Annotated in this window: 26 protein-coding genes, 1 pseudogene and 1 riboswitch; of the genes and pseudogenes, 13 read left to right on the top strand and 14 right to left on the bottom strand. The window is 71.1% G+C overall.

What is annotated here, in order from left to right; translation table 11 throughout:
- Nucleotides 1-53: 53 nt before the first annotated feature.
- Nucleotides 54-251, bottom strand: a pseudogene (locus OG766_RS36715) (PRC-barrel domain-containing protein); the annotation flags it as partial.
- A gap of 62 nt (nt 252-313) precedes the next feature.
- A riboswitch (glycine riboswitch) is annotated at nt 314-409 on the top strand.
- Nucleotides 410-587: 178 nt separating this feature from the next.
- Here OG766_RS36715 and gcvP point away from each other — a divergent pair.
- Nucleotides 588-3,470: an aminomethyl-transferring glycine dehydrogenase gene (gcvP, locus tag OG766_RS04935; RefSeq protein ID WP_266375984.1), complete on the top strand. Its 2,883-nt coding sequence runs from the start codon at nt 588-590 to the stop codon at nt 3,468-3,470.
- 79 nt (nt 3,471-3,549) lie between these two features.
- Here gcvP and OG766_RS04930 read toward each other — a convergent pair whose 3' ends face one another.
- Nucleotides 3,550-3,747, bottom strand: a complete 198-nt coding sequence (locus OG766_RS04930; RefSeq protein WP_323137256.1) for a DUF5999 family protein — start codon at nt 3,745-3,747, stop codon at nt 3,550-3,552.
- Nucleotides 3,748-4,038: 291 nt separating this feature from the next.
- The gene (locus tag OG766_RS04925; protein WP_266375988.1) at nt 4,039-4,629 is read right to left on the bottom strand and encodes a hypothetical protein; all 591 of its coding nucleotides are present in this window, start codon (nt 4,627-4,629) and stop codon (nt 4,039-4,041) included.
- A gap of 479 nt (nt 4,630-5,108) precedes the next feature.
- Here OG766_RS04925 and OG766_RS04920 point away from each other — a divergent pair, with 479 nt between their 5' ends.
- Together OG766_RS04920 and OG766_RS04915 are read left to right on the top strand one after the other, a co-directional pair.
- Nucleotides 5,109-6,611: a glutamate-cysteine ligase family protein gene (locus tag OG766_RS04920; RefSeq protein WP_328724636.1), complete on the top strand. Its 1,503-nt coding sequence runs from the start codon at nt 5,109-5,111 to the stop codon at nt 6,609-6,611.
- A gap of 84 nt (nt 6,612-6,695) precedes the next feature.
- On the top strand, nt 6,696-7,499 hold the full coding sequence (locus tag OG766_RS04915) for a CPBP family intramembrane glutamic endopeptidase (protein ID WP_266375992.1): 804 nt from the start codon (nt 6,696-6,698) through the stop codon (nt 7,497-7,499).
- 132 nt (nt 7,500-7,631) lie between these two features.
- On the opposite strand, the gene OG766_RS04910 is transcribed toward OG766_RS04915, so the two are convergent.
- The gene (locus OG766_RS04910) at nt 7,632-8,453 is read right to left on the bottom strand and encodes a PhzF family phenazine biosynthesis protein (RefSeq protein WP_266375994.1); all 822 of its coding nucleotides are present in this window, start codon (nt 8,451-8,453) and stop codon (nt 7,632-7,634) included.
- 139 nt (nt 8,454-8,592) lie between these two features.
- Between OG766_RS04910 and OG766_RS04905 the strand changes: the two genes are divergently transcribed.
- Complete coding sequence (locus OG766_RS04905; RefSeq protein ID WP_266375996.1) at nt 8,593-9,219, top strand: PadR family transcriptional regulator; 627 nt, start codon at nt 8,593-8,595, stop codon at nt 9,217-9,219.
- Between the two features lie 127 nt (nt 9,220-9,346).
- Here the strand turns inward: OG766_RS04905 and OG766_RS04900 are convergent, their stop codons facing one another.
- Nucleotides 9,347-9,775 (bottom strand): type II toxin-antitoxin system Rv0910 family toxin, encoded by a 429-nt coding sequence (locus tag OG766_RS04900; protein ID WP_266375998.1) that lies wholly within the window; start codon nt 9,773-9,775, stop codon nt 9,347-9,349.
- A gap of 219 nt (nt 9,776-9,994) precedes the next feature.
- Here OG766_RS04900 and OG766_RS04895 point away from each other — a divergent pair, with 219 nt between their 5' ends.
- The 3 genes from OG766_RS04895 to OG766_RS04885 all read left to right on the top strand — a co-directional run bounded on the left by OG766_RS04895 (nt 9,995) and on the right by OG766_RS04885 (nt 12,759).
- On the top strand, nt 9,995-10,525 hold the full coding sequence (locus tag OG766_RS04895) for a Clp protease N-terminal domain-containing protein (protein ID WP_266376000.1): 531 nt from the start codon (nt 9,995-9,997) through the stop codon (nt 10,523-10,525).
- Between the two features lie 40 nt (nt 10,526-10,565).
- Nucleotides 10,566-11,558: an EamA family transporter gene (locus OG766_RS04890; protein WP_266376001.1), complete on the top strand. Its 993-nt coding sequence runs from the start codon at nt 10,566-10,568 to the stop codon at nt 11,556-11,558.
- Between the two features lie 232 nt (nt 11,559-11,790).
- On the top strand, nt 11,791-12,759 hold the full coding sequence (locus OG766_RS04885; protein WP_266376002.1) for a DMT family transporter: 969 nt from the start codon (nt 11,791-11,793) through the stop codon (nt 12,757-12,759).
- A gap of 175 nt (nt 12,760-12,934) precedes the next feature.
- On the opposite strand, the gene OG766_RS04880 is transcribed toward OG766_RS04885, so the two are convergent.
- A complete protein-coding gene (locus OG766_RS04880) occupies nt 12,935-13,606 on the bottom strand; it encodes a pyridoxamine 5'-phosphate oxidase family protein (protein ID WP_266376003.1) in 672 nt (223 codons plus the stop codon).
- 36 nt (nt 13,607-13,642) lie between these two features.
- On the opposite strand from OG766_RS04880, the gene OG766_RS04875 reads away from it, so the two are divergent.
- Nucleotides 13,643-14,974 (top strand): aminotransferase class I/II-fold pyridoxal phosphate-dependent enzyme, encoded by a 1,332-nt coding sequence (locus OG766_RS04875; protein ID WP_266376005.1) that lies wholly within the window; start codon nt 13,643-13,645, stop codon nt 14,972-14,974.
- Here OG766_RS04875 and OG766_RS04870 read toward each other — a convergent pair.
- Nucleotides 14,965-15,981: a DMT family transporter gene (locus OG766_RS04870; RefSeq protein WP_266376007.1), complete on the bottom strand. Its 1,017-nt coding sequence runs from the start codon at nt 15,979-15,981 to the stop codon at nt 14,965-14,967. The two genes, OG766_RS04875 and OG766_RS04870, sit on opposite strands and share 10 nt — an antisense overlap.
- Nucleotides 15,982-16,055: 74 nt before the next feature.
- On the opposite strand from OG766_RS04870, the gene OG766_RS04865 reads away from it, so the two are divergent.
- On the top strand, nt 16,056-16,955 hold the full coding sequence (locus tag OG766_RS04865; RefSeq protein WP_266376009.1) for a LysR family transcriptional regulator: 900 nt from the start codon (nt 16,056-16,058) through the stop codon (nt 16,953-16,955).
- A 90-nt stretch (nt 16,956-17,045) separates the two neighbouring features.
- On the opposite strand, the gene OG766_RS04860 is transcribed toward OG766_RS04865, so the two are convergent.
- Entirely contained in the window at nt 17,046-17,513 is a 468-nt protein-coding gene (locus OG766_RS04860; RefSeq protein ID WP_266376011.1) for a pyridoxamine 5'-phosphate oxidase family protein, read from the bottom strand.
- 127 nt (nt 17,514-17,640) lie between these two features.
- Between OG766_RS04860 and OG766_RS04855 the strand changes: the two genes are divergently transcribed.
- Entirely contained in the window at nt 17,641-18,291 is a 651-nt protein-coding gene (locus OG766_RS04855) for a cysteine hydrolase (protein WP_266376013.1), read from the top strand.
- A gap of 107 nt (nt 18,292-18,398) precedes the next feature.
- Here the strand turns inward: OG766_RS04855 and OG766_RS04850 are convergent, their stop codons facing one another.
- Nucleotides 18,399-18,905, bottom strand: coding sequence for a Rieske (2Fe-2S) protein (locus OG766_RS04850; protein ID WP_266376015.1), 507 nt, complete (start codon nt 18,903-18,905; stop codon nt 18,399-18,401).
- A 382-nt stretch (nt 18,906-19,287) separates the two neighbouring features.
- Between OG766_RS04850 and OG766_RS04845 the strand changes: the two genes are divergently transcribed.
- Together OG766_RS04845 and OG766_RS04840 are read left to right on the top strand one after the other, a co-directional pair.
- Entirely contained in the window at nt 19,288-19,947 is a 660-nt protein-coding gene (locus OG766_RS04845) for a DJ-1/PfpI family protein (protein ID WP_266376017.1), read from the top strand.
- A gap of 2 nt (nt 19,948-19,949) precedes the next feature.
- Nucleotides 19,950-20,279: a hypothetical protein gene (locus OG766_RS04840; protein ID WP_266376018.1), complete on the top strand. Its 330-nt coding sequence runs from the start codon at nt 19,950-19,952 to the stop codon at nt 20,277-20,279.
- 35 nt (nt 20,280-20,314) lie between these two features.
- On the opposite strand, the gene OG766_RS04835 is transcribed toward OG766_RS04840, so the two are convergent.
- The 4 genes from OG766_RS04835 to OG766_RS36705 all read right to left on the bottom strand — a co-directional run bounded on the left by OG766_RS04835 (nt 20,315) and on the right by OG766_RS36705 (nt 22,168).
- Nucleotides 20,315-20,731 carry a DUF6114 domain-containing protein gene (locus tag OG766_RS04835; protein ID WP_266378256.1) on the bottom strand — a complete coding sequence of 139 codons (417 nt, stop codon included), beginning with the start codon at nt 20,729-20,731 and terminating at the stop codon, nt 20,315-20,317.
- Nucleotides 20,732-20,870: 139 nt separating this feature from the next.
- The gene (locus OG766_RS04830; protein WP_266376020.1) at nt 20,871-21,497 is read right to left on the bottom strand and encodes a DUF6230 family protein; all 627 of its coding nucleotides are present in this window, start codon (nt 21,495-21,497) and stop codon (nt 20,871-20,873) included.
- A 243-nt stretch (nt 21,498-21,740) separates the two neighbouring features.
- Nucleotides 21,741-21,980 carry an isocitrate lyase/phosphoenolpyruvate mutase family protein gene (locus tag OG766_RS36710; RefSeq protein ID WP_443045444.1) on the bottom strand — a complete coding sequence of 80 codons (240 nt, stop codon included), beginning with the start codon at nt 21,978-21,980 and terminating at the stop codon, nt 21,741-21,743.
- Nucleotides 21,956-22,168 (bottom strand): isocitrate lyase/phosphoenolpyruvate mutase family protein, encoded by a 213-nt coding sequence (locus OG766_RS36705; protein WP_443045443.1) that lies wholly within the window; start codon nt 22,166-22,168, stop codon nt 21,956-21,958. Before OG766_RS36705 ends, OG766_RS36710 begins: the two co-directional genes overlap by 25 nt.
- 272 nt (nt 22,169-22,440) lie before the next feature.
- Between OG766_RS36705 and OG766_RS04820 the strand changes: the two genes are divergently transcribed.
- Nucleotides 22,441-23,259: a GntR family transcriptional regulator gene (locus OG766_RS04820; protein WP_266376022.1), complete on the top strand. Its 819-nt coding sequence runs from the start codon at nt 22,441-22,443 to the stop codon at nt 23,257-23,259.
- A 59-nt stretch (nt 23,260-23,318) separates the two neighbouring features.
- Here OG766_RS04820 and OG766_RS04815 read toward each other — a convergent pair whose 3' ends face one another.
- Entirely contained in the window at nt 23,319-24,581 is a 1,263-nt protein-coding gene (locus OG766_RS04815) for a Gfo/Idh/MocA family protein (protein WP_266376024.1), read from the bottom strand.
- Nucleotides 24,582-24,634 lie beyond the last annotated feature (53 nt).

The following is a 24,634-nucleotide window of genomic DNA, read 5'->3' as shown; positions in this document are numbered from 1 at the left end:
TGGAGGCCGTCCCCCTCCAGCTCGCTGGGCTCCAGCGGAACGAACGCGTCACGGCTGAACAGCCCGGTGCGCACCGCAGCCCATTCCGGAACGCCCGTCGCGTCGTCGAGATACACCTCGTCCACGGTCCCGATCTTGGCGCCGTTGCGGTCGAAGGCCTTGCGGCCGATCAGGCTGCGCGGATCGATTTCGGTCTGCACGGTCCCTCCAACAGGTCGCAACGGATTACTGAATACTACGAAAGTGCACATCTGGGGCGTCGGCCACTCGACGGTCCCGGACGAGACGTCGCTGGTACGCTGGCAGCGGCTGCTGACCCCGTGCGGGAGAGCGCACCGGCGAAGGCCGGAGCCGCCGAAGGAGCAAATCCTCCCCGGAATCTCTCAGGCCCCTGTACCGCACGGACGAGGTCACTCTGGAAAGCAGGGCGGGCGTCGGACGGCATCCGCTCTCACCGACGGTGAAAGCCGGACCGCCCGCGGGGCGATCCGGTGAAGCTCTCAGGTTGAGATGACAGAGGGGGAGGCCGTCCGGGCACCCGCGCCGTGGTGCCCCTCGAAGGTCGTAACGACCAGGAGGCCTCCGCAATGACCGCCAACCGCATTCCGCTCTCCCAGCTGGAGCGAGGCACCCCCTTCGAGCAGCGCCACATCGGGCCCGACATCGAGGCCCAGGCGAAGATGCTCGCGCAGGTCGGCTACGGCTCGCTGGACGAGCTGACCGCCGCCGCCGTACCGGACGTGATCAAGAACGCCGAGGCCCTGGGGCTCCCCGAAGCCCGCACCGAGGCCGAGGTCCTCGCCGAGCTGCGCACCCTCGCCGACCGCAACAAGGTCCTCGCCCCGATGATCGGCCTCGGCTACTACGGCACGTTCACGCCGCCGGTCATCCTGCGGAACGTCATGGAGAACCCCGCCTGGTACACGGCGTACACGCCGTACCAGCCGGAGATCTCCCAGGGCCGCCTCGAGGCCCTGCTCAACTTCCAGACGATGGTCGCCGATCTGACCGGGCTGCCCACCTCCGGCGCCTCCCTGCTCGACGAGGGCACCGCGGCCGCCGAGGCCATGTCCCTGTCCCGCCGGGTCGGCAAGGTCAAGGGCGTCTTCCTGGTCGACGCCGACGCGCTGCCGCAGACCATCGCCGTGATCGAGACCCGCGCCGAGCCGACCGGCGTCGAGGTCGTCGTCGCCGATCTCAGCGACGGCATCCCCGCCGGGATCGCCGAGCGCGGCGTCTTCGGCGTGCTGCTCCAGTACCCGGGTGCCTCGGGCGCCGTCCGCGACATCAAGCCGGTCATCGACCAGGCCCATGAGCTCGGCGCGATCGTCACCGTCGCCGCCGACCTGCTCGCGCTGACCCTGCTGACCTCGCCCGGCGCGCTCGGTGCGGACATCGCCGTCGGCACCACGCAGCGCTTCGGCGTCCCCATGGGCTTCGGCGGACCGCACGCCGGCTACATGGCGGTCCAAGACAAGCACGCCCGCAGCCTCCCCGGCCGCCTCGTCGGCGTCTCCGTCGACGCCGACGGCAACAGGGCCTACCGTCTCGCCCTGCAGACCCGTGAGCAGCACATCCGCCGCGAGAAGGCCACCAGCAACATCTGCACCGCGCAGGTGCTGCTCGCCGTGATGGCCGGCATGTACGCGGTCTACCACGGTCCCGAGGGCCTGAAGGCGATCGCGCGCCGCACCCACCGCTACGCCACGATCCTCGCCGAGGGCCTGCGCGCCGGGGGCGTCGAGCCGGTGCACGGCGCCTACTTCGACACGCTGACCGTCCGGGTTCCCGGCAAGGCCGCCGGCATCGTCGACGCCGCCCGTGAGAGCGGTGTCAACCTGCATCTCGTGGACGCCGACCATGTCTCGATCTCCTGCGACGAGACCACCCTGCGCGCCCAGCTGACCGCCGTCTGGTCCGCCTTCGGCGTCGACGGCGACATCGAGGCGCTCGACGCCACGGCCGTCGACACCCTCCCGGCCGCGCTGCTGCGCAACGACGACATCCTCACCCACCCGGTCTTCCACGCGCACCGCTCCGAGACCGCGATGCTCCGCTACCTGCGCAAGCTCGCCGACCGCGACTACGCGCTGGACCGCGGCATGATCCCGCTCGGCTCCTGCACCATGAAGCTGAACGCGACGACCGAGATGGAGCCGGTCACCTGGCCCGAGTTCGGCCAGATCCACCCCTTCGCTCCCGTCGGGCAGGCCCAGGGCTATCTGACCCTGATCCGTGAGCTGGAGGAGCGTCTCGCCGAGGTCACCGGCTACGACAAGGTGTCCATCCAGCCGAACGCCGGTTCGCAGGGCGAGCTCGCGGGTCTGCTCGCGGTGCGCGCGTACCACCGCGCCAACGGTGACGAGCAGCGCACCGTCTGCCTCATCCCGTCCTCCGCGCACGGCACCAACGCCGCCAGCGCCGTCATGGCGGGCATGAAGGTCGTCGTCGTGAAGACCGCGGACGACGGCGAGATCGACATCGCGGACCTGCGCGCCAAGATCGAGCAGTACCGTGACGAGCTGTCCGTCCTCATGATCACGTACCCGTCCACGCACGGTGTGTTCGAGGAGCACGTCGCGGACATCTGCGCCCAGGTCCACGAGGCCGGCGGCCAGGTGTACGTCGACGGCGCCAACCTCAACGCGCTGGTGGGGCTCGCCAAGCCGGGCAAGTTCGGCGGCGACGTCTCGCACCTCAACCTGCACAAGACGTTCTGCATCCCGCACGGCGGCGGCGGCCCCGGCGTCGGCCCGGTCGGCGTTCGCGAGCACCTCGCCCCCTACCTGCCGAACCACCCGCTCCAGCCCACCGCGGGCCCGGAGACCGGAGTCGGCCCGATCTCGGCCGCCCCGTGGGGCTCCGCCGGCATCCTGCCGATCTCCTGGGCGTACGTCCGGCTGATGGGCGGCGAGGGCCTCACGCGCGCCACCCAGGTCGCGGTGCTCGCGGCGAACTACATCGCCAAGCGCCTGGAGCCGCACTACCCGGTGCTCTACACCGGCCCGGCCGGGCTCGTGGCGCACGAGTGCATCGTGGACCTGCGGCCGCTGTCGAAGGCGACCGGCGTCAGCGTCGACGACATCGCCAAGCGCCTGATCGACTACGGCTTCCACGCGCCGACGATGTCGTTCCCGGTGGCCGGCACGCTGATGATCGAGCCCACCGAGAGCGAGGACCTGACCGAGATCGACCGGTTCTGCGATGCGATGATCGCGATCCGTGCCGAGATCGAGAAGGTCGCCTCGGGCGAGTGGCCCGCCGAGGACAACCCGCTGCGCGGCGCGCCGCACACCGCTGCCGCGCTCGGCGGCGAGTGGGAGCACGCGTACAGCCGTGAGGAGGCCGTCTTCCCGGCCGGCGTCCAGCCCTCGGACAAGTACTGGCCGCCGGTGCGCCGCATCGACGGCGCCTTCGGCGACCGCAACCTGGTCTGCTCCTGCCCGCCGCTGGACGAGTACGACGGCTGAGGCGCCCGCCGGGGCACCCCCGGACATGCGTCAGGGCCGGTTCGGAGTTCTCCGAGCCGGCCCTTTCGTCCGTACTGACTCAGGCGGCCGTGACCACGCGCAGCGGCCGGTGCGGGGCGATGATCCGACCGTCCGGAAGCAGCTCACCCGTGTCCTCGAAGAGCAGGACGCCGTTGCACAGCAGGCTCCAGCCCTGCTCCGGATGGTGCGCCACGAGGCGCGCGGCCTCCCGGTCGGCGGAGGCGGCGGTCGGGCATGGTGGCTGGTGCTGGCACATGGGTGGGTTCTTTCGCTGCGATGTGGTGAGTGTCCTGCGGCTCGGTGCGGTGCTCATTGCCGCCCCCCGTATCTGTCGTCCGGTCCCAGTGTTGCCCCACGGGAGTCAATCCGCAGGTATTTCACGGCAGCTCGTCCTACCACTTAATGACGTGTCACCCGCGCGGACGGTTCAGCTCAACTGCACCGTCCCTTCGGGTGGTTCCAGGTAGCCGGAGCGGGCTAGTCCGGACGGGGCATGCCCATGCCCCGAGACCTGGGGTCACGGGGCATGGGCACCATGCTCCGGCGGTCAGGCGGGCGAGCCGAGGAGTGGCGCGGGGGTGACGCGCAGCGTCAGCACCGGCAGCAGATCGGCGACCCGGTGCGCCCGGTGCGCGGCGATGCCGGGCGGGGCGGGGGCCAGGGGCACCAGCAGGTCGGCGGGCGCGGGCCTGCCCTTGGCCGCGTCGGCCTCGCAGTCTCCGTGCAGCCACAGGGTGAGCATGTACAGCTCCGGTACGGAGAGCAGACGTGGCTGATAGTTCCCCGGAAGGGCCTCCGCCTGTTGGAGTGCTCGTTCGGTCGACGTGATGTACGGGCCTTCGAAGAAGTGCGAGAAGGCCCAGCCGTCCGGGGTCAGCATGGTGTCCGCGGCGGCGATGGCACGTTCATCGCCACGGATCAGGAAGCGCCAGCCCGCCAGCCGGGTGCGTGGCCTGCGATTGGCGTGCGGAACCACCTGGTCCAGCACATGGACGGGAAGCGGGAGTTCGGCACTCACCGCTCCCTGGGCGGAACGGAGGGCGGGGGTGCGGGCCTCGCGGACTGCGGCGGGGGAACCGAGTGCTGCGAGGACGCTGCGCAAAGCGGGTGCGGGAGCCGGAGGAGCGTGCAGCGGCATGGTGGGTCGCCTCTCACTCAAGAGACAGGGTGATGCGAAGGGAGGTGCGGACGGCACTGTCAGCGTGGGCCAGAGGGGGCCGAAATTCCATGGCCGGGCGCCAACTCTCCGGCCCGTACGCAGAGTTTATACGACGCGTGTTCACTCAACGTTTCGGCTACCTGTCTCCGGCATTGCAGTCAAGGCCGAATCCGGCCTTTGCCACGGGGAGTTCCTCAAGATTCTCTGCGAACGCACCGCCGTCACCTGGGCTGTTACCCCACGGGCGGACGGCCGAATCTCGTCGGAGTTTTTCACCACTCACTGGAAAGTGGAAACTGCGTACTGCGCCGTGCCTACGGAATGTGCCGCACGAATGGAGGTTCGTGCCGGCGGTCCGCCGTCGCGTGCGAGGCGTTATGGATCACCGGGTCTGGGCATTATCGTCCGTGACATCAGCGGCTGGGCCGGGGGCTGCCCACTCGAGGAGGGACGCTTCGATGGGGGAGAAGGTCGTGGCAGGCGGGTTCGACCTGTCCGATCGGCAACGGTACCGGAGAAAGCTCCAGCAGTGTCTGGCGGGACTGGGGAGGCTCCTGGCGGAGAAGAGGTTCGATCGACCCAAGAATCTGATGGGGCTGGAGATAGAGCTGAATCTCGCGGGCCCCGACGGGCTGCCGAGGATGATGAATGCTCAGGTGCTCGACCGCATTGCCAGCCGTGATTTCCAGACCGAGCTCGGAATGTTCAACCTGGAGGTCAACATAGCTCCCCACCGGCTGGGCGGCCGGGTCCTCGACCGGCTGGCGGAGGAGCTCCGCACCGGTCTTGGATATGCCCACCGCAAAGCCGCGGAGGTCGACGCCGGCATCGTGATGATCGGAATACTGCCGACCCTCTCCAGCAATGACCTGGTCTCCGCGAATCTCTCGGAGGTCGACCGCTACGCCCTGCTGAACGATCAGATCGTCGCGGCCCGCGGTGAGGACTTCATCCTCGACATCGACGGGGTGGAGCGCCTCAACTGCACCTCGACCTCCATCGCGCCCGAGGCGGCCTGTACGTCGGTGCAGTTGCACCTCCAGGTGACACCCGGCCGGTTCGCCCAGGTCTGGAACGCCGCGCAGGCCATCGCGGCGGTGCAGATCGCCGTCGGCGCGAACTCTCCGTTCCTGTTCGGCAGGGAGCTGTGGCGCGAGTCCCGGCCGCCGCTGTTCCAGCAGGCCACCGACACCCGGCCGCCCGAACTCCAGGCACAGGGGGTGCGCCCGAGGACCTGGTTCGGCGAACGCTGGGTCGACTCCGCGTACGAGCTCTTCGAGGAGAACCTGCGGTACTTCCCGGCGCTGCTGCCGATGTGCGACGACGAGGAACCGCTGCGCGTGCTCGACGACGGCGGCGTACCGAGGCTGCAGGAACTCGTCCTGCACAACGGCACCGTCTACCGCTGGAACCGGCCCGTGTACGGGCTCGCCGACGGAGTGCCGCATCTGCGGGTGGAGAACCGGGTGCTCCCGGCCGGGCCGACCGTCACCGACGTGGTGGCCAACGCGGCCTTCTACTACGGACTCGTGCGGGCGCTCGCGGAGGAGTCACGACCGCTGTGGACCCGGATGCCCTTCGAGACCGCCGCCGCGAACTTCGAGACCGCGTGCCGTCACGGCATCGACGCCGAACTTCAGTGGCCCCGCCCGGGCCGCGGCGGCGGCCTCACCCGCGTACCCGCCGTCAAGCTGGTACGGGACGAGCTGCTGCCGCTCGCCGCCGCCGGGCTCGACGCATGGAACGTCGAGCCCGCGGACCGGGACTTCTACCTCGGCGCCATCGAAGGACGGTGCCGACGCAGGGTGAACGGAGCGTCCTGGCAGGTGGACGCCTTTCACCGGGCGCTGGAGTCGGGCATGGACCGGGAGGCCGCGCTGGCCGCCGTCACACGCCGCTACAGCGAACTGATGCATCTGGGCGAACCCGTGCACACCTGGCCGTCCGCGCCGGCGCGCTGACGCCCGTCCGGATCGGCCCTGCCTTCGACCTCCGCGCCGCCGTCGGGCAAGCTGTGACGGCGGACGAGGCAACAGGAGGCGGTTGTGCAGGCGGAGGCGGGACACGTGTCCGGATGGCTCCCCGAGGGGGGCTTGTCGCGCAGGACCCTGCGGTCCGAGACCCTGCTGGTGCTGGCGCTCTCCCTGGGCGCCAGTGCGCTCTCGTCGCTGATCAGCTTCATCGGGTCGCTGACGAGGCCGGGCGGCCTCAAGGACCAGGCGGCCACGCTCAACAGCTCGTACGCCCCGGGCCGGCCCTGGCTCGACCTCGCCTGGCAGCTGTTCGGGATCGCGACGGCCCTGGTGCCGGTCGCGCTCGTCGCCCACCTGCTGCTGCGCGAGGGCGTCGGCGGGCTGAAGGCCATCGGGTTCGACCGGGCCCGCCCATGGTCCGACCTGGGGCGGGGCGTGCTGGTCGCCGCCGGGATCGGCAGCGCGGGGCTGGCGTTCTATCTCGCGGTCAGGGCCGCCGGGGGCAACCTGACGGTGGTGCCCGAGGCGCTTCCCGAGGTGTGGTGGAAGTACCCGGTGCTGATCCTCTCCGCGGTGCAGAACTCCGTGGTGGAAGAAGTCATCGTCGTCGGGTATCTGCTGCGCCGGCTGGACCAGTTGGGCTGGAGCCCGATGGCGGCCCTCGCCGCCAGTTCGGTGCTGCGCGGCTCCTACCACCTCTACCAGGGGATCGGCGGCTTCGTCGGCAACATGGTGATGGGCGTGGTCTTCGTGCTCCTGTACCGGCGGTGGGGCCGGGTGGGCCCGCTCGTGGCCGCGCACGCTCTCCTCGACATCGTGGCCTTCGTCGGTTATGGGCTGCTGGCCGGGAACGTGAGCTGGCTGCCCACCGGGTGAGCCGGGAGGCGACCGGCGGGCTCGACCCGCGAGCCGCACCCCGGTGACGGTGATGCACCGGCACCCCGGTGACGGTGATGCACGGACCGGGACCGCTCCGTGGCGTGAGGCACCGGCTCCGACCCACGCGCCTCAGGGCTTGCTGAGCAGCTCTCCGTCGACGACCGTCACCGCGCGCCCGGTGAGCAGGACGCGATCGCCCCGCAGCGTCGTCCTGACCAGCCCCGAGCGGGCGGAAGCCTGCAGTCCGGTCAGCTCCGGGCTGCCCAGGCGGGCCGACCAGAACGGGGCGAGCGCGGTGTGCGCGCTGCCGGTGACGGGGTCCTCGTCGATGCCGACGTTCGGGAAGAAGCAGCGCGACACGTAGTCGTAGCCGCTTTCCGGGGCCGAGGCCGCGGCGGTGACGATGATGCCGCGCTTCGAGTGGGCGGCCAGCGCCCGGATGTCGGGCGCCAGGCCGCGCACGGTCGCCTCGTCGGCCAGTTCCACCAGCAGGTCACCGATGTGCTCGGCGGTGTCACGTACCGACAGCGGAGCCGCTCCCAGCGCTTCGGCGACACCGTCCGGAGCCTCCACCCGGGTCAGCGACGACACCGGGAAGTCCAGGGTGATCGTGCCGTCGTCGTGCGTCGTCGCGGCGAGGATCCCGCAGCGCGCCGCGAAGCGCACCGTGCCGGTCGCGGCGCCCGTGTCGCGCAGGACGTGCGCCGTGGCGAGGGTGGCATGCCCGCACATGTCCACCTCGGTGGCCGGGGTGAACCAGCGCAGTGCCCAGTCCGCCCCGCCGTCGGCGGGCAGCCGGTGGGCGAACGCCGTCTCGGAGAGGTTCATCTCCGTCGCCACGCTCTGGAGCCAGCCGTCGTCGGGGAAGGCGCCGGTGTCGAGAAGCAGCACTCCGGCGGGGTTGCCCGCGAAGGGCCGGTCGGTGAACGCGTCGACGATTCGAATCCGCATGCCGCCGACCGTAGGGGGGCCGGGAAGCCGCAGGCCAAGGCCAATCTCCAGGCACTGGACCGATCGATGGTTGCCGAGCGACCTGTTCCGATATATCGTTGAGCCATCGCGACAGATCAACGATGGAGGGAGCGTAGCGATGCGTTCACATGGACACGGGCATGGACCCGGGCCGGGGCAGGGCAACTGCGGACCCGGTCATCACGGTCGGGGTGAAGGCCGTGGTGAGTACGAGGGGCGCCGAGCCGCCTTCGGCCCGTTCGGGCCGGGATTCGGCGGACCCCCGTGGGCCGGCGGTGGCGGCGGACGCGGCCGAGGCCGGGGAAGGGCGCGCCGCGGTGATGTGCGGGCCTCGATCCTGGCCCTGCTGAAGGACCGTCCGATGCACGGTTACGAGATGATCCAGGAGATCGGCGAGCGCAGCGGTGGGGCCTGGAAGCCCAGCCCGGGCTCGGTCTATCCCACGCTCCAGCTGCTGGAGGACGAGGGCCTGATCACCAGTGAGAGCGACGGCGGCAAGAAGCTGTTCACGCTCACCGACACCGGTCGCGCCGAGGCCGACTCGGTTCCGGACGCCCCGTGGGAGGAAGCCGGCCGGGGTATCGACTGGGATGCCATGAACGAGATACGGCAGGCGGGATTCGGGCTCATGGAGGCGTTCGGCCAGGTCTGGAAGACCGGCACGCCCGAGCAGCGCCAGAAGGCGATCTCGGTGATCAACGAGGCCCGTAAGAAGCTGTATCTGATCCTGGCCGACGAGCACTGACCGACAGGCATTGACCGGCAGGCATGCATTGACCGACGAGACCCACGAGCACCGGTCGCCGGCGCACCGGCGGCCGCCACGGCGAAGGGCCCCGCACCGAGCGGGGCCCTTCGCTCGTGTCCGGAGGTCAGCCGACCAGTCCGCCCAGCTTGCGCAGGGACTCGTTCAGGGCGGCGGTCGCCGAATCCTTGAGCTTGCCCGCCATCAGTGAGACGGCCGCGCCCGTGAACTCCCCGTCGATCCGGACCGTGGTGGCGTCGCCGTCCGGGGTGAGTGTGTAGCGGTTGCCGACGAGGACGCCCATCGGCCCCTTGCCCTTGATGGCGAAGACCCGCTCCGGCTCCAGTTCCTCCACGGTCCAGTTCACCTCTGCGGGAAAGCCCATCAGCTTCATGTTCTCGGCGAACGTCGCACCGGCCTCGAGCGTCTCCGGGCCGCCCTGCGGGAAGCTGGTGTGGGTGGCGTTCCACTGGCCGTACGAAGCGAAGTCCGTCAGCTGGGCCCACACCTTTCCGGCGGGCGCCTCGATGCGTGCCTCCGCGCTGACCTCGGCCATACGACCACCCCTTCTTCATCGGGTTCCGGTGCCGATCCGGTTCCGGTGTCGCGGAACGTAGCCGTGTGACCTCGAACATTCAATACTGATGAAGTGTCAGATCTCGATGGGTCTCCTCCATGAGGAGGAGGTGGGGACTTGCGTGCCCAACTTCTGCGGGATGCCCAGATGCTCCCGCGTGGCGATGTTCCTGCCGAGCGGGACTGATGAGGTGGAAGCGTGCAATTCCCTGTCCCGCGGGTACCCCAGCAGCCCGTACCCACCCGCGCCGGGACCGACGCCGGACTCACCGAGGAACTGGCTTCGGCCGTCGCGGGTGCGCGTCGGCGCGCGCTGCGGGACGGTGACCGCCAGATCGACACGGCCCACCTGCTGCACTCGCTGATCGAGTCCGACCCGGAAGTGCGCATGGCCTTCGCCGGCGCCGGTCAGCTCGCGCGGGTGCTCGGCTATCTCGTGCAGCGCAGCATCGGATACGGGCTGCGGTGGCAGGCGACGGTCGAGGACTCCGGGACGCTCCCCGTGGCCGGTGACCCCGATCAGGCGGGCTGGTCGCCGTCGGCGGCGGCCGCCATGGAGGACGCGCTGGCGCGGGCCGGGCGCCGCGGGGAGACACGCGCCGCCGGTCTCGATCTGCTCGCCGCCCTCGCCGCGGACCGTGACTGCCGGGCGGTCGACGTGCTGGAGCACGCGGGAGTCGACACCGCGCGGCTGGCGGGCCGCATCGGCGAGCTGTCTCAACAGGTGTGACGGATGTGACGCTCCTGACGCGGGCTGCCATGATGTGCCGATGCACGCGTCTCAGGGAAGGAGCGCCGGCCTGGGACTCGCCCTGGCCTCGGCGTTCGCATTCGGTGGTTCAGGTGTGGCGGCCAAGCCGCTCATCGAGGCGGGACTCGACCCGCTGCATGTGGTGTGGCTCCGGGTGGCAGGTGCCGCCCTCGTCATGCTTCCGCTCGCCTGGCGCCACCGCGACCTGCTGATACGCAAGCCGGCGCTGCTCGCCGGCTTCGGGCTGCTGGCCGTCGCCGGTGTTCAGGCCTGCTACTTCGCCGCGATCTCCCGTATCCCCGTCGGGGTCGCCCTGCTGATCGAGTACCTGGCTCCCGCGCTGGTCCTCGCCTGGGTCCGCTTCGTCCAGCGCCGACCGGTCACCCGGGCCGCCGCGGCCGGTGTGGTCCTCGCCGTCGGCGGTCTCGCCTGCGTGGTCGAGGTCTGGTCGGGAGTGAGCTTCGACGTGATCGGACTGCTGCTGGCCCTGGGGGCGGCCTGCTGCCAGGTCGGCTACTTCGTCCTGTCCGACCAGGGTGGCACCGGTGACGACGCCCCGGACCCGCTCGGCGTGATCGCGTACGGGCTGCTCATCGGCGCCCTGGTGCTGACCGCCGTCGCGCGTCCGTGGGAGATGGACTGGGAGTTGCTCGGCGGCACCGCCGCGATGAGCGGGGCAGCGGTTCCGGCGGCTCTGCTGCTGGGCTGGATCGTGCTGATCGCCACGGTCGTCGCCTACGTGACCGGTGTCGTCTCCGTACGCAGGCTCTCACCGCAGGTGGCGGGGGTGGTCGCATGTCTGGAGGCGGTCATAGCGACCGTGCTGGCCTGGGTGCTCCTGGGCGAGCACCTGTCCGCGCCGCAGATCTTCGGCGGTGCGGTGGTCCTGGTGGGTGCCTTCATCGCCCAGTCCTCCACCCCCAAGGCGGCATCGGGGCCGGTGGCAGGCGGCCCCGGGCCGGTTCCGGCGGTGGACGACAGTGACTTGTCGGCCGGACGGGCCACGGCCTAGGGTGTTGATCATGCGTTTGACCGTACTTCCGCCGCCCGCCGCATAGCGCGGGCGGCTCTCCGCTGACGAAGACCGGATCCGGGGTGTCGTGTCCCCCGGACGTTTCGTCGCTGCCCGCGTGCGGAGCCCAGCGGCCAACTGCCCTGTCTTCAACGGCCCGTCGTGGGGATGCCCCACACCCTCAGTGGGAGGGCCACCGGGGAACGCCCCGGACACTCAGTGGAGTCTTCACGTGTCGAACGCTTCTTCGGCTGTCGCTTCCGGCCTGCCCGTCGGACGCAGCCTTATCTATCTCGTCGTGGCCGGTGTGGCCTGGGGGACCGCGGGGGCGGCCGCCTCGCTGGTCTTCGAGGTCAGTGATCTGGGCCCGCTCGCCCTGTCGTTCTGGCGCTGCCTCGGCGGAATGCTGCTGCTGGCCGGTGCGCTCGCGCTGCGCGAGCGCACCCCGGCGACACCGTCCGAGCCACGCCGTCGCCGACTGCTGCGCATCCTCGGCACCGGCATCGGGCTGACCGTGTTTCAGAGCGCCTACTTCGCCGCGGTCGACCAGACCGGCCTCGCGGTCGGCACCGTCGTCACCCTGGGTGCGGGACCCGTCCTGATCGCCCTCGGCGCCAGGCTCACGATGGGGGAGCGACTCGGCGGTGGCGGGATCGCCGCGGTCCTCGGCGCGCTCACGGGCCTGGTCGTGCTGGTGCTCGGCGGTGAGGGCGGCACGGTGCGGCCGGCCGGCGTGGCGCTGGCCGTTCTGTCGGCCGCGGGCTACGCGGCCATCACCCTGCTCACCCGGTGGCTGGGACGGGACGGACGCGGTGCCGACGCGCTGTCCACGACCATGTGGACGTTCGTGGTCGGAGCGGTCGGGCTGCTGCCGCTCGCGCTCATGGAAGGGCTGCTGCCGCACACCGCGGAACCGGCGCGGGTGCTGTGGCTGTTGGTGTACGTCGCCGCCGTTCCCACGGCGCTCGCGTACGCGCTGTACTTCGCGGGTGCGGCGGTCGTCCGGGCCGCGACGGTGTCGGTGATCATGCTGCTGGAGCCGGTCAGCGCGGCGGTGCTCGCGGTGACCGCGCTGAACGAGCGGCTGACCGCCGCGACCGTGGCGGGAACGGTGGTACTGCTCGCCGCGGTCGTCGGCCTGGCCTGGCAGGAGGCCCGGCTGGCGGCGAACCGGCGCAGAGCGGCGCACGCGCTGACCTGACCCGGCTCGACCTGATCCGATCTGCCTGACCTGACCTGACCTGACCTGACCTGACCTGACCTGACCTGACCTGACCTGACCTGACCTGACCTGACCTGGCCCAACAGCGGCGGGCGGGCCGGTGCGACCGCGCCGGCCCGCCCGTTCGCTCGCTCGCCCGTGTCGCGAACGCGCCCTACGGAGCCGAGAGGTACTCGGGCAGTGCCACCGACGGGTCCAGGTCGTCCGCGGGAACCGGGGTGCCGTGGCCGTGGACCAGCGGGACCACGCCCGTCCAGTACGGCAGGGACAGGTCCTCGGGATCGTCGCTCGGTCCGCCCGTGCGGACCTTCGCGGAGACCTCGTCCAAGTCGAGGCGGAGCACGGCCGTCGCGGCCAGTTCCTTGGCGTCGGCCGGGCGGGAGTCGCGCGAGCGGCCGGGCACCACATGGTCCACCAGGGCGTCGAGCGCCGAGCGCTTCTCCTCGGGGTCGGTCACCTGGCGGGCGGTGCCGTGGACCACGACAGAGCGGTAGTTGATCGAGTGATGGAAGGCGGAGCGTGCCAGAACCAGCCCGTCGACATGGGTGACCGTCAGACAGACGTCGAGTCCCGGGTCTGCCTGGCCGGCCATGCGCAGCGGCCGGGAGCCGGTCGATCCGTGCACGTACAGCGTGTCGCCGACCCGCCCGTAGAGGGTGGGCAGCACGACCGGTGCCCCGTCGCGGACGAAGCCGAGATGGCAGACGTACGCCTCGTCGAGTATCGAGTGCACCAGGTCGCGGTCGTAGGAGGCGCGGTCGCGCGAACGCGTGGGGACGGTCCGTTCGGTCGTCCGGTAGGAGGGGTTCTCCTGCAGCGGGGCCATTGCTGATCTCCATTGCACTAGTGCATAATGTGTTTTGTGCTAGGAGAGTATCGAATCACGGGTCGTCGCGCATCGGAGATTGCCGCGAGCGTCGAGCGCGGAATCGGGGCCGGGGACCTCGCCCCGGGCCAACTGCTGCCGCCCATGAGGGAGTTGGCGAGCGAGCTGGGTGTCAATCCGAACACCGTCGCGGCCGCGTACCGGACCCTGCGCGACCGTGGGGTGATCGAGACGTCCGGGCGCAGGGGCAGCCGGGTGCGGGAGCGGCCGGCCAGCACGGCCCGCGGCTCGCTGCGGATCGATGCCCCGCCGGGCGTGCGGCAGATCTCCGAGGGCAACCCGGACACCGCTCTGCTGCCCCCGCTGCACCACGCCTTCGCGGCTGCGGCACGGCACCACGACGACCGGCCCGTGCTCTACGGGCAGGCGCCCGTGGACCCGGAGCTGGCGCGGCTCGCCCGCGCCGGGCTGGACGCGGACGGGGTGCCCGACGGGCCGATCGCCGTCACCTCCGGATCGCTCGACGCCATCGAGCGGGTGCTCGGCGCCCACCTCAGGCCCGGTGACGCCGTCGCCGTCGAGGACCCGGGCTGGGGGAGCCTGCTGGACCTGATCCCCGCCCTCGGACTGCGGCCCGTACCCGTCGCCCTCGACGACGACGGACCGCGCCCCGAGGAGGTGGACCGGGTGCTCGGCCGCGGAGCCAGGGCCCTGATCGTCACCGACCGCGCGCAGAATCCCACCGGCGCCGTCATTTCCCGTGCGCGAGCGCGAGAGCTGCGCGACGTGCTCGCCCGGTATCCGCGGACCCTGCTGATCGAGGACGACCACGGCCACGCGATCGTGGACCAGCCGCTGCACCCCCTCGCCGGGGTCACGGACCACTGGGTGCTCGTACGCTCCGTGGCCAAGGCGTACGGACCGGATCTGCGGCTCGCCGTGCTCACCGGGGACGAGGTCACCGTCGACCGGGTCCAGGGGCGGCAGAGCCTCGGTCCGGGCTGGGTCAGCCGGCTCACCCAGCGGGCCGTCGTGGAGCTGTGGACGTCGGGCGCCGTCGACCCCGCGGCGGTGGCGCGTGCCTACGGCGAGCGGCGGGACGCGCTGCTGCGGGCGTTGGCCGGGCGAGGCGTCGAGGCGCGGGGCCGTAGCGGGATGAACGTGTGGGTGCACGTGGCGGACGAGACCGGAACGGTGGCACGCCTGCTGCACGCGGGATGGGCGGTCGCTCCCGGGGCGCGCTTCAGAATCTCCTCGCCGCCGGGCGTGCGCCTCACGGTGTCCGGCCTGACCGCGGACGACATCGGCCGGCTCGCCGAAGCGGTGGCCTCGGCGGCCGGCCCGGTGCGCCCGCGCAGTTACGGCTGACCGTCGGGGCGATCCGCCCGCGCGAGACTCGTCCTCGCCCTCGGCCTGCTCTGGGTGAGCGCGGCGCCCGCCAGTACGACCAGGGCGCCGACCGGGGTGTTCCAGCCGAGCTGCTCGCCGAGCAGTGTCACGCCGGCTGCCGTGGCGATGACCGGGATGAAGTACGTGACCATCGTCGCGGTCGTGGGCCCGACCTCGGCGACCAGCCCGTACTGCAGAAGCATCGCGAAACCCGTCCCCAGCGCGCCGAGGGCGACCATGGCGAGCAGCGGAACCACCGGGAACGCACTCGGCAGCGTGGTGAACACCGGGGTCACCACCGCCAGTTGGAGCGTGGCGAGCAGCAACTGGGCCCCGGTCAGCGACAGGTTCGAGTGGGGGGAGCCCGCGAGCGTACGGCGGACGTAGATCCAGCCGACCGGGTAGCTCAGCGACGCGAGCAGTGCCAACGCGGTACCCCCGACATCGAGCCCGGAGAAGCCCTGCCAGGCGCCCAGCACGGTGAGCACGCCGATGAACCCGATCCCGAGGCCGGCCACGCGGCGACGGGTGGGCCGGTCCTCGGACAGTGCCACGAGGGACAGCGCCATGCCCCAGAGCGGGGACGTGGCGTTGCAGATCCCGGCCAGGGTCGAGGGGATCGTCAGCTCGGCGTAGGCGAAGAGCGAGAACGGAAGCGCGTTGAGGAAGAAGGCGGCGACGGTGAGATGCGCCCAGGTGCGCGCTCCGCGCGGCAGTCGCTCGCGCTTGACCGCCATGGCCGCGGCGAGCACCGCCGTACCGAAGAGCAGCCGGCCGAGGGTCACCTGGAAGGGTGCGTAGCCCTCCGTTCCGACCTTGATGAGCAGAAAGCTGAAGCCCCAGATCAGGGCGAGCACGGCGAACCTGATGCGCCAGTCGAGGGCGGGCTTGCGGGCGGTGGGGGGCGGCGCGGCGGTGGGGGTGGAAGCAGGAGGGGGACTCGGGGTGGAAGCGGGCCTGGGCGACGGCGGCGTGACGGTGCTCATGCCGTCCACTCTGGAGCCCGTATTCTCGTAGAACAAGCGAGACTTCTTTGAAGGATTCGCTTAGCATTGCTTACATGTTGAACCTGGAGCGCCTGCGGACCCTCGACGCGCTGGCCCGGCACGGTTCGGTCAGCGCCGCGGCGGACGGGCTGCATGTCACGACCTCGGCCGTGTCCCAGCAGATGGCGAAGCTGGAGCGTGAGGTGGGCCAGCAGCTGCTGGCCAAGTACGGGCGCGGAGTGCGGCTCACCGACGCCGGACGACTGCTCGCCGACCATGCCGCGCGCATCCTTTCCCAGGTGGAGCTGGCCCAGGCCGATATCGAGGCGCAGCGCGGACAGGTCGTCGGCGAGGTGCGGGTCGGGGCGTTCCCGACGGCCGCGCGCGGTCTCTTCCCCGCGGCGCTCGCGGCCCTGCGGACCGACCATCCCGAACTGCGCGTGCGCACCAGCGAGCTGGAGCCCGAGCACGCCGTACGCCACGTCATCCGGGGTGACCTCGATCTCGCGGTCGCGCTGGACTGGAGCAACAAGCGGCTGCCGGTGCCGGGCGGGCTGGCGCGGGAACAGCTCATGGACGACGCGGCCGATGTGGCGATGCCGGCGGACCACCCGCTCGCGGGCCGCGCGGAGGTGGACCTCGAGGACTTCGCGAACGACGAGTGGGTGTCCTGGCCCGAGGGCGAATTCTGCTACGAGTGGCTGATGTTCACCCTGCGCGCGAAGGGGATCGAGCCGCGCATCGCCCACATGGCGGGCGAGCACCACACCCAGCTGGCCCTGATCGCGGCGGGATTCGGCGTCTGTGTGACGCCGCGACTGGGGCGGGGGCCGGTGCCGGACGGCGTCAGGCTCGTCCCCGTACGGCAGAAGACGCTCCGGCACATCTACGCGATCTGGCGCACCGATGCCGACAGGCGGCCGTCGATCCGCGCGGCGGTGGGCGCGCTGCGGGTCGCGGCGGCGTCCGCCTGACGCGCTCTGGGCGTCGGCGGCCCGTAACGGCGCTCGTGCGTCGGCGCCCCCGGACCGGCGCGCTTGGACAGTAGCCGGGTTCAGCCGGGTTCAGGAGTTGCCGAGTTTGCGGAAGTCCCACGACGCGATCGCGTCCGGCGTCAGCCGGACCCATGCGTGGCGGCCGTCGTGCGGCATCGTGTCCAGGCCGAAGTTCTTGCCGGCGAACAGACGCTCGGGCGCCTCGAGTTCCGGGCAGGGCTCGCCGGTCCGCGGGGACTCGCCGACGAAGACCGCCGTGCCGGAGAGCTCCACGCCACGCAGCTCGCCGTAGTCCTCGCCGGCGTCCACCACCACCGCGATCCGCGGATCGCGGCGCAGTTCCGCCCAGCGGCGGCTGCGGGTGATCGAGTAGAGCCACAGGGACGTTCCGTCCCAGACGAACCAGAGGGCGCTGACATGGGGCCGCCCGTCGGCCGACACCGTCGCCACCCGGCAGGTGCGCTGCTCGGCGAGGAACGTGTCCAGTTCCTCCGGCGCCATCATGATCCGGCGGCCCCGGCGCTGAGTGACGGCCATCCGAGGCCCCTTCCCGTTAGATGACTAGGTGTCAGAAAGCATGAGGGCTCTTCCCTCGTGGCGCAATGGCGGTTAGCGTCGCGCGCCCGGTCACCCCGTGACACGCATCGACGAGAGGGGCGCAGCGATGCCCTCGTACGAACAGCTGATGCAGCAGCTCGACCCGGCCGGCACGGTCCTGCTGACCGTCGAGTGCCAGCAGGGTGTCGTGGGCAGGGACAGCGCCCTGCCGGAACTCGCCGCGCAGGCACGGTCGTCCGGGGCGCTGGAGAATGTGGGGCGGCTCGTCGCCGTCGCCCACGAGGCCGGTGTGCAGGTCATGCACGCGGTGGCGGAGCGCCGCCCCGACGGACGCGGTGCCAACCACAACGCCCGCCTCTTCAGGGCGGCCGCGCGGCTGCCCGTGCAGCAGCACTCCGGCAGCAAGGCGGTCCGTATCGCCGAGCCGATCGAGGTCGCGGACGAGGACATCGTCGTCCGCAGAATGCACGGCCTGTCGCCGATCGCGGGCACGGACGTCGACGCGCTCCTGCGCAATCTGGGCTGCCGCACCCTGGTCATCACGGGTGTCTCGGCCAATGTGGCGATACCGAACGCCGTCTTCGACGCCGTCAACCTCGGTTACACCGCGGTCGTCCCCGCGGACGCCATCGCGGGGGTGCCCCCCGAGTACACCCCCGCGATGATCAGGAACACGCTCGCTCTCGTCGCCACCATCACCGCCACGGACGACGTGCTCGCGTGCTGGAAGGGCCCGCGCCGAGCCGCGAGGTCGTGAAGAGGCCGGGTGCTCGCTCCGGTCCGACCCGGTCGGCTCCGGTCCGATCCGGTCCTATGCCGTACGTTCCGGCCCGGTCCGACGCGGTCGGGCGCGGACCGACTCGATCAAGCGAGCTTGATCGAGTCGCCCTCCACGACGATCGACGCGGCCGGCAGCGGCGACGTCGCCGGTCCGCCCTTCACGCTGCCGTCCGTCGCGTCGAACATGCTGTTGTGACAAGCGCAGTTGATCATGCCGTCGGAGACGTCCTTGACCGCGCAGCCCTGATGGGTGCACCTCGACGAGAACGCCTTGAACTCACCGGCCTTCGGCTGGGTCACCACGACATCGCCGAAGACCTTGCCGCCACCCTCCGGGATGTCCGCGGTGCTGCCGAGGACCTTGCCGCCGGCGCCGCCCGTCGTTCCGCCGGTGCTCCCACCGGTCGACCCACCGGTGGACCCGCCTGTCGTACCGCCTGTCGTACCGCCGTCCGCCGGCGTCTCGGCCACGCTGCCCGAGCTGTCCGATCCACCGCACGCCGTCAGCGCCGCGGCCAGTCCGGCGCCGCCCGCCGCCGTGAAGACGGTGCGGCGCGCCACGGCGCGCGCCGGTCCCTGCGTTCCCGTCATGCCGGCTCCCTCTTTCCACAGTCGGCCCCCGTCCTGGGCCGCTCGTGTTGTTCTACGGGACCCGGCGCCACCACGTTCAACGGCCACGCCGGAAAGCCACAAAGTAATCGCCTCGTTCCCCGGCGTCGGCCAGGCCGACGATCACCGTACGTACGTCATGGACGCCCCGGCTGCGGGCTGCTGACCAGCGGATCCCGACAGCCCCGAGCGCATGGTTCCGGCCGGCCTATCCGACCAGGTAATGCGGGCATCATGCCCGGTCAAACGGGTTGGCGAGAATCATTTGACCCATGGCAACCCGGCCTATGTTCATGATCGCGGGGGCCTGGCTACCGTCGATTCACCGACCGCTGGTCGCCACAAGCCAGGAGGAAGGATCGACATGATCGCCCAGGTGGTTCTGTTCGACGGGTTCGACCCGTTGGACGCCGTCGCACCGTACGAGGTGCTGTCCGCGAGCGGAATGGTCACCCGGAACGGGATAGAGGCGGAGTTCGTCTCCGCCGAGGGTCCGCGCCAGGTGCCCAGCGGACTCGGCGGACTGTCCTTGCGCGCCACGGCCGCGCTGAGACCGCAGCACGCGGACCTGGTGGTGGTGCCCGGCGCGCTCGGGAGGCTGCCCGACGGGAACGAGCCGGCCGACGACAGCATCCCCGCCGTCCTCGCCCGCACGCTCGACACCCCGCTGCCCGCCCTGCTCAAGGAGTCCCTGGACCGGCCGGGGCTGACCGTGGCCACCGTCTGCGGCGGCTCGCTCGTGCTGGCGATGGCCGGACTCATCGAGGGCCGCCCCGCCACGACCCACCACATGGGCAGGGACCTGCTCGCGGCCACCGGAACCGTCGCGGTGGACGCCCGCGTGGTCGACGACGGCGACCTGGTGACCGGCGCGAGCGTGACCTCGGGCCTGGACGTGGCGCTCTACCTGCTCGAGCGCGAGCTCGGCCCGCGCGTGGCCCACGCGGTGGAGAAACTCATCGCCTACGAACGCCGTGGCACGGTGTGGCGCGGGACCGGAGCCGAGCTGACGGTGGAGGTCTGAGCATGGCCCCGAACCCCGTCGAGGGCACCTGGAACCTGGTCATCGCCACGCCCATCGGCAAGCAGCGCGTCGTCCTCGTCCTGACCGCCGAGCAGGGCGCACTGTCGGGTGTCGCGCGCGACGAGCGGCACGGCCTGGAGACCGCCCTCACCGCCCTCACCCAGGAGGGCGAGCGCCTGACCTGGGCTCAGTCGGTCACCAAGCCGATGCGGCTGAACCTGACCTTCGACGTCACCGTCGACGGCGACCGGATGACCGGCAAGGCGACGGCCGGCCGCCTGCCCTCCTCCACCGTCACCGGACACCGTCCCACGACGGACCCGCCGGTGTGACCCACCGTGGAGCCGGACTCCCACCGCGGAGCGACTCAGGAGGTTTCGGGACGTGCCGTGGGCTGCGGCTGGGCGGCGGTGCTCGGCGGGGTCCAGGCGCAGGCCAGGGATCCGCCGATGAGTCCGGAGAGCAGTCCGAGCAGAAGCCCCCCGAGGTTGGCGACGGGGAAGGAGACGAGGGCGAGCAGGAGGGCCGCCGCCCCGGCGAAGACACGTACCTCCTGGTGGAACCAGAGGGTGAGGCCCAGGACGATGAGCAGGACCCCGATGATCAGGGACCCTGCCCCGGCCGAGGTGGAGAGCGCCAGAGGAATGCCTGCCAGGCTGAGGTTCACGTAGGCGAAGTAGAGGATGGGCACCCCGGCCGCGTGGGTGAAGAGGCCCGCCCAGAAGGGGCGTTCCCCTCTCCAGGTCCTGAATCCCCGGAGGGCTTCGGCGCATCTGCGGCGCAGTTCCGGGAGGGCGCCGGACGATTGCGGGCGGGCGCCGGACGGTTCCTTGATCACGCGGGACTTCCCTGTGGTGGAGCGGGACGGGCGGGACCTACGGCGAGTGGGTACGGAGCGTCCGCCCCGGCACCGGTGGACGAGGTCAGAAACACTCGTGAAGGCCCTGCTTGAGCCTCAGCTCGAGGTCGGGGGCGCTGAGGGTGGCGGCCGAGACCGCGACGGCCCGGTACTGCACGTCGGTGAGGACGACCTCCTCGGCCTGCTGGGCGATGCCGTCGGGGTTGAAGAAGGGCGACTTACGATCGCCTCGGTTGATCTCCCCCTCCGTGAGCGAGCCCGCCGCGATGCCGATGTCGAGGTCGGAGAGCGATGCCTGATCGGCTTCGAGGGTCGTCGCGTCGACATAGAAGTCCTTCGCCACCGCCTGGCCGCCCTGCTCCGCGGCCGTGAGCCTGAGCGTGTAGGGGCCGAGGACGGGAACCGGGACCACCACGGACTGGCAGAGTCCGTCGATCTTCACGTGCTTGGCCCCAGTGACCACGACGGGCACGAGGTCACCCTTCCTGGTCCTGTCCACCATGCCGTAGATGCTGAGTCCCCGGGCGGCCAGCCTGTCGGCGGAGAGCTTGAACTTCTGGCCGGAGATGAGGAACGACGCGGCAAGAGCCCCCTGCGCCATGGTGAGACCAAGGGCCGCGGTGACCAGCAGGCTCGGCACCATGACGAGTGCGAAGCGCCTCCAGCGGGTCCTGCCGCTGTTGTGCGACATCCCGTTCCTCTCTCGTAAGTCGTCAGCCGTACAGCCGAGCCCTGCGCCCTCGGGCAGGCTCGCCTGTCAGGTCAGGCGCGGACCGTGCCGATCGCGAGAGGTGATCCCCGGTGCTGCACACGAGCCTGCTGTGCGGAGAAGCTGTCGGCACGTCAGCAGACGCAAGCGGGTGACCGGCACATCCTCACCGGCCCGAGGCCGCGCGGGAGCCTCGGGCCGTGCATGTGTGGGCCTGCCGGCGTCTCAGCGTGCGGGTTCGGCCAGGAGGAGGGTGTTGAGGGTGGCGTAGTCGAATCCACCCTGCAGCGTGTCCGTCGTGCCCTGGGACAGCAGTTCGCGGGCGGCGCGCCGGACCAGTCCGTACGCCGCCTCGGCGATGGAGGACCCCGCGCTGATGCGGGCGACTCCCGTCCCGGCGAGCTCGGACGCGGGCAGCGCACCGGGGCCGGTCAGGACGTTCACCGGCAGGGGCGCGGAGTCCACGAGTGTCCTGAGGTCGCGTAGCCGCGCTCGACGTCGGCGGTGACCGGTGCATCGACCGCGGCCGTGATCCTGGAGATCGCGCGCAGTGCCTGGTCGCGGCTGAGATGGTCGCCGTCGCCGTACCCGAGTGACCACGCGACGCCGGCGCTGGTGGTCGCGAGCGCGCGAGCACCTGCCTGGGCCACCACGCGCGCGGACGCCGCGTCCTACGCGTTGGGAAGGATCAGCGGACTGCCCGGCACATGCAGAGCGCGGAACATCCGTGCCTTGTCAAGAAGTGTCGCCATGAGCGGTATTGCACCACGAGCCCCGACGCCCCACCGGACAGGGTTACCGCAGTGATGACGGCTTGTTTCAGCTTGTGGGATGGCCGGGTCCCGGCTTGGCTTAGAGGTGTAGACCAATGCTAGCTTGATGCCGCACTGCGCTCGGACCGTCACATTCCGTGAGGTGAATTCTCGTGTCCCCATCGCGCCGTCAGCGTGATGCCGTTCCGGCCTATCTGCGCATCTCCGCACACCTTGAGGGTGAGATCGCGGCAGGCCGTATGCCCTCGCACACCAAGCTGCCTCCCGAGCGGATACTCACCGCCCGGTTCAGCGTGAACAGGTACACCGTCAGAGCCGCGCTTCAACGCCTGCGGGACAAAGGGCTCGTGGTGACGGACCGCCGGGGCACGTACGTGGCCGGGGCCGTCGCCGCGTCCGGAGCGGACTCCGCCGCGTCCCATGTCGCCCGCGCGGCGTTCACGGAGGCGGAGCAGGCCGTGCCGGTCTTCCCCGTCGATGTCGCCGACTGTCTGATCCAGGGGCGTCTGTTCAGCGCACCGGTGTCCGCGGCCATGGCCGGTGTGCTCGGCATCGCGCCCGTCCGGCCGGCTCTGGTGCACCATCAGCGGGCCGTCACCGTCTCGGGCGAGCCGATGCACGAGGCCGTCACCCGCTTCACGCCCATGGCCGTGATGGAGGTTCCGGAACTCTCCCGCTACATGCCCCGGCTGCCGGTGACCGACCCCGATCTGCGGCTGTTCCATCAGTGGACCGTCCGTGCCGGATTCCGTCCGGCCGTCAGGGAGACGATCACGCTCACCCGTCACGACACGCGGCCGGGCTCCGCGACCAGCCCTGAGCTGACCGTGCGCCGGTACCTGCGTGACCAGCGGGGCCGCCTGCTCGCCGTCACCGACCTGACGTTCCACCACGCCTGGCAGCAGATCACCCTCGACTACACCGATCCCGTCGCCAGCACCCACTGCGTGCAGGCAGGACCGCCCTGCTGATGCCGCGGACGAGCACGCTGTGCTCGCAGTGGAGGGCTGAACTCAGGCGCGGCCTGGGCTCAGGAGGTGAGGGCCACGTCGACGACGGTGCCTGTGTGACGCGCGTGCTCCGCGCCGAGGACGGACAGGTGACTGAGCAGTGACTCCCGCGGACCGGACAGGACGAGCGAGGGGTCCTGGGCGGCGACCGCCGCGACGAAGGCGTCCATCAGGCCCTCGTCGCCGCCGCCGTGACCGCCGGCGGCGGACATGTCCCCGGTGGGGACGGTGTCGATCTCCTCGGTGGTGCCTGTGCGGAAGTCGTGGATGCGCAGCATGCGGCCGTCGCCGCGGATCTCGCCGCGGGTGCCGAAGATCTGGGTGCGGCGGTCGGCCATCTCCGTGAAGCCGGTCATGGTGAAGGTGGCGGTGGCACCACCGGCGAACTCCATGGCGACGACCTGGTGGTCGACGACGTCGTTGTCGCAGGCGTACACGCAGCGGCCGTACGGGCCGGTGCGCAGGGCGTCGTCCAGGGCCTGCTCGGTGAAGGTGTCGAGCACGACGGACAGCGGCCAGCCGTGGTCGCCGGCGGTGAGCCGGTCGCCGTAGAGCCGTACCGCGTCGAAGGCGCACCCGCCGCGTACGGGGCACTCCACGCAGCGGTCGGCGGCGTCCCGAGGGCGGTTGGCGGGTGTGAAGTGCGTGAGGCGGCCGAAGCTGGAGACGCGGGCCGGCGGCTCCCCGACGATGTACTGCAGCCAGTCCAGGTCGTGGCAGGACTTCGCCATCAGCATCGACGTGGCCTCGTCCGTACGCCGCCAGTTGCCGCGGACGTACGAATGCGCCTGGTGCCAGTGCCCGACCGGTTCCAGGTGCTGGACACTGACGACGTCTCCGATCCGGCCCTCGTCGAGGACGCCCTTCAGGGCCCTGGTGTACGGGGTGTAGCGCAGGACGTGGCCGACGGCCAGGATCACTCCGGCCTTCTCGACGGCGGCGACGATGGCGCGGCAGGACGCCTCGTCCAAGGCCATCGGCTTCTCCAGCATGATGTCGTAGCCCTGCGCGGCGAACGCCAGTGCGGGCTCCAGATGGTCGCGGTCCAGAGTGCAGAGCAGGACCGCGTCCGCGATCCGGCCCCGCTCCGCCGCCCGGCGCCAGTCCGTCATGGTGTCGGCGGCGGCGAGGCCGTGCTCGGCGGCGAACCGCTCGCGCCGTACGCGTACCGGCTCGGCCACGGCCACGACCCGTGCGCGGCCGGGATGGCGCAGGGCGTAGCGGGCGTGACCGGTTCCGCGGTCACCCGCGCCGACCACCAGCAGTGTTGTTGCGTCGGACATCCGTCGCTCTTTCTGTCGCAGCGCGTCGAGAAGGGAGGGTGAAGACGTACGTG

Origin of the sequence: Streptomyces sp. NBC_00259 (genome assembly GCF_036181745.1) — a bacterium.
GTDB classification, from domain to species: Bacteria; Actinomycetota; Actinomycetes; order Streptomycetales; family Streptomycetaceae; genus Streptomyces; species Streptomyces pratisoli.
Note: the sequence above shows the minus strand (reverse complement) of the source record. Positions and strands in the feature narration are given on the sequence as shown.

Excerpts from the sequence above, each read along its gene's own strand:
- gcvP (WP_266375984.1), top strand. The coding sequence starts at position 588 with ATGACCGCCAACCGCATTCCGCTCTCCCAGCTGGAGCGAGGCACCCCC.
- OG766_RS04930 (WP_323137256.1), bottom strand. The coding sequence starts at position 3,747 with ATGTGCCAGCACCAGCCACCATGCCCGACCGCCGCCTCCGCCGACCGG.
- OG766_RS04925 (WP_266375988.1), bottom strand. The coding sequence starts at position 4,629 with ATGCCGCTGCACGCTCCTCCGGCTCCCGCACCCGCTTTGCGCAGCGTC.
- OG766_RS04920 (WP_328724636.1), top strand. The coding sequence starts at position 5,109 with ATGGGGGAGAAGGTCGTGGCAGGCGGGTTCGACCTGTCCGATCGGCAA.
- OG766_RS04910 (WP_266375994.1), bottom strand. The coding sequence starts at position 8,453 with ATGCGGATTCGAATCGTCGACGCGTTCACCGACCGGCCCTTCGCGGGC.
- OG766_RS04905 (WP_266375996.1), top strand. The coding sequence starts at position 8,593 with ATGCGTTCACATGGACACGGGCATGGACCCGGGCCGGGGCAGGGCAAC.
- OG766_RS04900 (WP_266375998.1), bottom strand. The coding sequence starts at position 9,775 with ATGGCCGAGGTCAGCGCGGAGGCACGCATCGAGGCGCCCGCCGGAAAG.
- OG766_RS04890 (WP_266376001.1), top strand. The coding sequence starts at position 10,566 with ATGCACGCGTCTCAGGGAAGGAGCGCCGGCCTGGGACTCGCCCTGGCC.
- OG766_RS04880 (WP_266376003.1), bottom strand. The coding sequence starts at position 13,606 with ATGGCCCCGCTGCAGGAGAACCCCTCCTACCGGACGACCGAACGGACC.
- OG766_RS04870 (WP_266376007.1), bottom strand. The coding sequence starts at position 15,981 with ATGAGCACCGTCACGCCGCCGTCGCCCAGGCCCGCTTCCACCCCGAGT.
- OG766_RS04865 (WP_266376009.1), top strand. The coding sequence starts at position 16,056 with ATGTTGAACCTGGAGCGCCTGCGGACCCTCGACGCGCTGGCCCGGCAC.
- OG766_RS04860 (WP_266376011.1), bottom strand. The coding sequence starts at position 17,513 with ATGGCCGTCACTCAGCGCCGGGGCCGCCGGATCATGATGGCGCCGGAG.
- OG766_RS04855 (WP_266376013.1), top strand. The coding sequence starts at position 17,641 with ATGCCCTCGTACGAACAGCTGATGCAGCAGCTCGACCCGGCCGGCACG.
- OG766_RS04850 (WP_266376015.1), bottom strand. The coding sequence starts at position 18,905 with ATGACGGGAACGCAGGGACCGGCGCGCGCCGTGGCGCGCCGCACCGTC.
- OG766_RS04845 (WP_266376017.1), top strand. The coding sequence starts at position 19,288 with ATGATCGCCCAGGTGGTTCTGTTCGACGGGTTCGACCCGTTGGACGCC.
- OG766_RS04840 (WP_266376018.1), top strand. The coding sequence starts at position 19,950 with ATGGCCCCGAACCCCGTCGAGGGCACCTGGAACCTGGTCATCGCCACG.
- OG766_RS04830 (WP_266376020.1), bottom strand. The coding sequence starts at position 21,497 with ATGTCGCACAACAGCGGCAGGACCCGCTGGAGGCGCTTCGCACTCGTC.
- OG766_RS04815 (WP_266376024.1), bottom strand. The coding sequence starts at position 24,581 with ATGTCCGACGCAACAACACTGCTGGTGGTCGGCGCGGGTGACCGCGGA.